The 3,598-nt window shown below is 59.0% G+C and carries 5 protein-coding genes; 4 read left to right on the top strand and 1 reads right to left on the bottom strand.

What is annotated here, in order from left to right; genetic code table 11:
* Positions 1-211: 211 nt before the first annotated feature.
* The 3 genes from FXB41_RS40135 to FXB41_RS40145 all read left to right on the top strand — a co-directional run bounded on the left by FXB41_RS40135 (position 212) and on the right by FXB41_RS40145 (position 2,353).
* Positions 212-412: a hypothetical protein gene (locus FXB41_RS40135; protein ID WP_219685685.1), complete on the top strand. Its 201-nt coding sequence runs from the start codon at positions 212-214 to the stop codon at positions 410-412.
* Positions 413-1,193: 781 nt separating this feature from the next.
* A complete protein-coding gene (locus tag FXB41_RS40140) occupies positions 1,194-1,598 on the top strand; it encodes a hypothetical protein (RefSeq protein ID WP_246649626.1) in 405 nt (134 codons plus the stop codon).
* Positions 1,599-1,735: 137 nt separating this feature from the next.
* Positions 1,736-2,353: a lysozyme family protein gene (locus FXB41_RS40145; RefSeq protein ID WP_219685687.1), complete on the top strand. Its 618-nt coding sequence runs from the start codon at positions 1,736-1,738 to the stop codon at positions 2,351-2,353.
* A 429-nt stretch (positions 2,354-2,782) separates the two neighbouring features.
* Here the strand turns inward: FXB41_RS40145 and FXB41_RS40150 are convergent, their stop codons facing one another.
* Positions 2,783-2,929 carry a hypothetical protein gene (locus FXB41_RS40150; protein ID WP_219685688.1) on the bottom strand — a complete coding sequence of 49 codons (147 nt, stop codon included), beginning with the start codon at positions 2,927-2,929 and terminating at the stop codon, positions 2,783-2,785.
* Positions 2,930-3,065: 136 nt separating this feature from the next.
* Between FXB41_RS40150 and FXB41_RS40155 the strand changes: the two genes are divergently transcribed.
* On the top strand, positions 3,066-3,598 hold a 533-nt coding region (locus FXB41_RS40155), incomplete at its 3' end, for a LabA-like NYN domain-containing protein (RefSeq protein ID WP_219685689.1).

Here is a 3,598-nt window from a genome sequence, read left to right on the forward strand (position 1 = left end):
TCGGCTTCTTAACGGACGACTAATTGCATACGCAGCAATTTGACGGCGGCCGGGGCTTGCTTCAGTTCGTTCCGTATCCGGAACGAACTGAAGGAAAGTCGCTGGCGTTGCAGATTTAAACCCGCACAGCGGACCGAAATACTAAGCTCGGCCATTGAGACAACCGAAACATATTCCATTCTTAGTTCAATATGGTCAGCGGGGGCGAACGATGTTTGATGTCTATCGCAATGACAAGCGCGGCTTGCTCGTTCTAAGTACAGGCTCTGCCGTACCTACGCTTTGCTCTGCACATACCTGGCGAAAGAGCAGAAAACGAGTTCTCAAGGTTAGCAACGAAATCAAGTCAGCCGTTCAGGCACAAGGCTATTACATCCGCAGCCTGCGGGCCACTAAGGAACGAATGATCTAGGTCAAGTAGCTCGGCGGCCGGTGTTCCCCATTTGCAAATCTCTATGACACGGCAGAAGCCAGTCCGCCATTATCGCGCTTCGTCAACTGTCGACACCCGCGCATCGGTGATAGCGAACTTATTTTCGCCATCTGGACGAAATTAGCGCTAAAATCTCCGACACCGGGGCTGGCCCGATATTGTACTTGTCCATTTTGACCCGGCTTTTTGACCACGCGCGGGCCGCAGCGAGTTTTCCTCGCTGCGGCCTTCGTGCTTTTCCACTGCGTGGACCGGGGCCTCGCTTAGAAGTTTCAGATAACCTGCCGACGGTTTGCAGTGATCGCTCACGATTCCGTAGCTCACCCTCACGTCCTGCCAAGCTGCTGAAGTCCTCCACGGCGGAAATGTACGTCCGTCCGCCGTCCCCCTTGCTGGGTTGAACCAACTCACAGACGCACACCTCCCGCTGCAAAATGCAGTCGCGAACTTGCCAGGGAGTAGTGAGGACGAGACGACCGTCGAGCTGGCGTTCGGTGACAGCCGCCAGCGCCACATCGAGTTGACTATCCCCTTCACTCGGCCAGTTCGCATGCCCCGCGTTAACCCTGTCTTTGATCTTCTCCCATAGCAGCGCGTCCCGGTTCACCTCTGCCACTAAGCGGCCTTATTGGACCTTTGCAATCGTTCTTGATTTCTGGAGCTCATTTCTAAGAGGATTTGAGTGAGGTTTCTCGTTCGGAGAGCGTGAAATCAGATGAGGGTGGCTCTCTTCCTAGTTGGCCTCGGTACACTCGCCGTGATGGAGCTCGAGGCGCCGCCGCGCATCACAGAGCCTGCGAACGAGCCGCCGGCTCTGGCAACCGTCGGATTACGTCCCTCACACGATACACTGACCAAGGCAGACCGGCTCGAAATTCCGCGATTCGAAGCGCCACCGCAGCCACTTTCCTCGAGCGAACTAAAGAATCCGTCGGACCACATTCCGATCGTTGCACGAGCACATTCGAAGATCATCGAGCAGGAGGGTAACGCAAGCGGAAAATCCGCGATCATGCTGCCCAGACCTCGGCCCCGGCACGGAATTTTCAAGGCAAGCGCAGGCGCCAGTCGCGCCAAACCGGTCGCGGAGGCGAAGCCATGCCTGTCAGGTGCCTTCGATGGCGTTTTGAAAGCATTGAACCTGCAGACGCGATGCCAGACCTAGCGCACGGATACCTCTGCGTTGGAACGACAGCCGACCCGCGGCTCCCGCCGCATGTGTCAGGGCAAATACGCCGTGCCGAGGAAATCCGACCGCCTCGCCCCGACGAGCGTGGATCCGTTGTCGCCGCGCGGAAGTGGTTGTCCGCGGAATCCATCACGCTCGTTTTTGGAGTGGCAATCGGCCTGGCTTTCGTCGCGAGTTTCGTCCTGGTTCGCGATGCTCAGTTGAAGGGGAGCTCGATCGACAGGGCGGCTGCCAAGGCGCTGGTCGAGCGAATTATCATAGCCGAGTCCAACGGTGACCCGAATGCAAGGAACAAGCGGTCGAGCGCCACTGGCGCCGCCCAGTTTCTCGATGATACGTGGCTCGAAGCCGTTCGAAGGCACCGACGCGATCTGATCAAGGGCCGCAGCGACAAGGAAGTCTTGGACTTGCGCGGAGATGCTGAGCTTACGCGCGAGGTTGCCGCACGGCTGGTCGAGCAACATGCCGCGATGCTGACCAAGCGCGGTCTGCCGGCCACGCCCGGTTCTCTCTACCTCGCCCATTTCGCGGGACCGGCGGGAGCCGTGGCGCTATTTTCCGGCGCAGAAACTGCAGATGCTGCTTCAGTTATGGCCGCCGCTGACATGACGGGTCGAACCACACGCGAAAAGCTGGTCAACGCAAACGCGTTCCTCAAGGCGATGACCGTCGGCGATATTAAGAGCTGGGCCGATCGCAAAATGGCAGTAGTCACTCGGCCTGGCCGTTAGCGGCTCAGATAATTACGCGATTTTGGGGTCGCGAAGCTCTCGGCTGGAAGCCAGCTCGGTAGCCGATCCATAGCGTTCAGGACGGCGCTCCTCCTGGCGTCGAACTTGCGACAGGAGCGGGAGCGCCTCCGGCGCCGGCGCGGCTGCGGCTGCACCCTACCCGGCACCGTGCCAACACGCCGGCATGTCGCATTGCAGCTGGTCGACGCCAAACAGGGGAACCCATCGGGCAGCGCCCCCGCTGAGCTCCGTTGCTACGGCGACCGAAGAACCCTTGCCGCATCCCAGTGCAAACGAGTCAGAAAGTCATGTAAGGCGCCGACGCAACTTTGGATCTCCTTCGATCGAGATAAGGAGCGGTCAGCAGCAACTGGAAGATGGCCCGAGCAGCCATGTATTGCGCTGCGGGCCGGCTTCTCTCGCTCCCGACTAACAGAACGTTTCCGCATGGACCTGAAACAGACCACCGCCCGCCGCGGCCGCGCCGGTGGATCCAAAGATCAAACAGGGCAAAATCGCCGACAGGCATGGCGTGAGCACCATGGAGATAAGCACCTGGAAATAGACAGCATACATTACAAATCCGACACACCAACTTTCGGCTATTGTCAGAGTTCGAGCCCGGGTCGAAAATAGTTGAAGCTTAAAACATAGTCTGTACTCTAAGATCTTCGCTACCGATCTCTGCTGTTTCACGGAAAGCGTGAACTGAATGTCACCTTCCTCTACCGACAAGATCGCGCTCTTCATCGATGGAGCCAATCTCTACGCGACCGCGAAAACTCTGGGCTTCGACATCGATTACAAGCGTCTGCTGAAGGAGTTTCAGAGCCGCGGGACGCTGCTTCGGGCGTTCTACTACACCGCGATCATCGAGGATCAGGAATACTCCTCGATCCGGCCGCTGATCGACTGGCTCGACTACAACGGCTACACCGTCGTCACCAAGGCGACCAAGGAGTTCATCGACGCCTCCGGCCGCCGCAAGGTGAAGGGCAACATGGACATCGAGCTCGCCGTGAACGCCATGGAGCTCGCCGAGCACATCGACCAGATGGTGCTGTTCTCGGGTGACGGCGACTTCCGCTCTCTGGTCGAGGCCGTTCAGCGCCGCGGCGTGCGGGTCACCGTGATTTCCACGATCGCGAGCCAGCCGCCGATGATCGCCGACGAGCTGCGCCGCCAGGCCGACGTCTTCACCGACCTCGTCGAGCTGCAGTCCAAGCTCGGCCGCGACCCGTCCGA

Source organism: Bradyrhizobium canariense (assembly GCF_019402665.1).
GTDB lineage: Bacteria > Pseudomonadota > Alphaproteobacteria > Rhizobiales > Xanthobacteraceae > Bradyrhizobium > Bradyrhizobium canariense.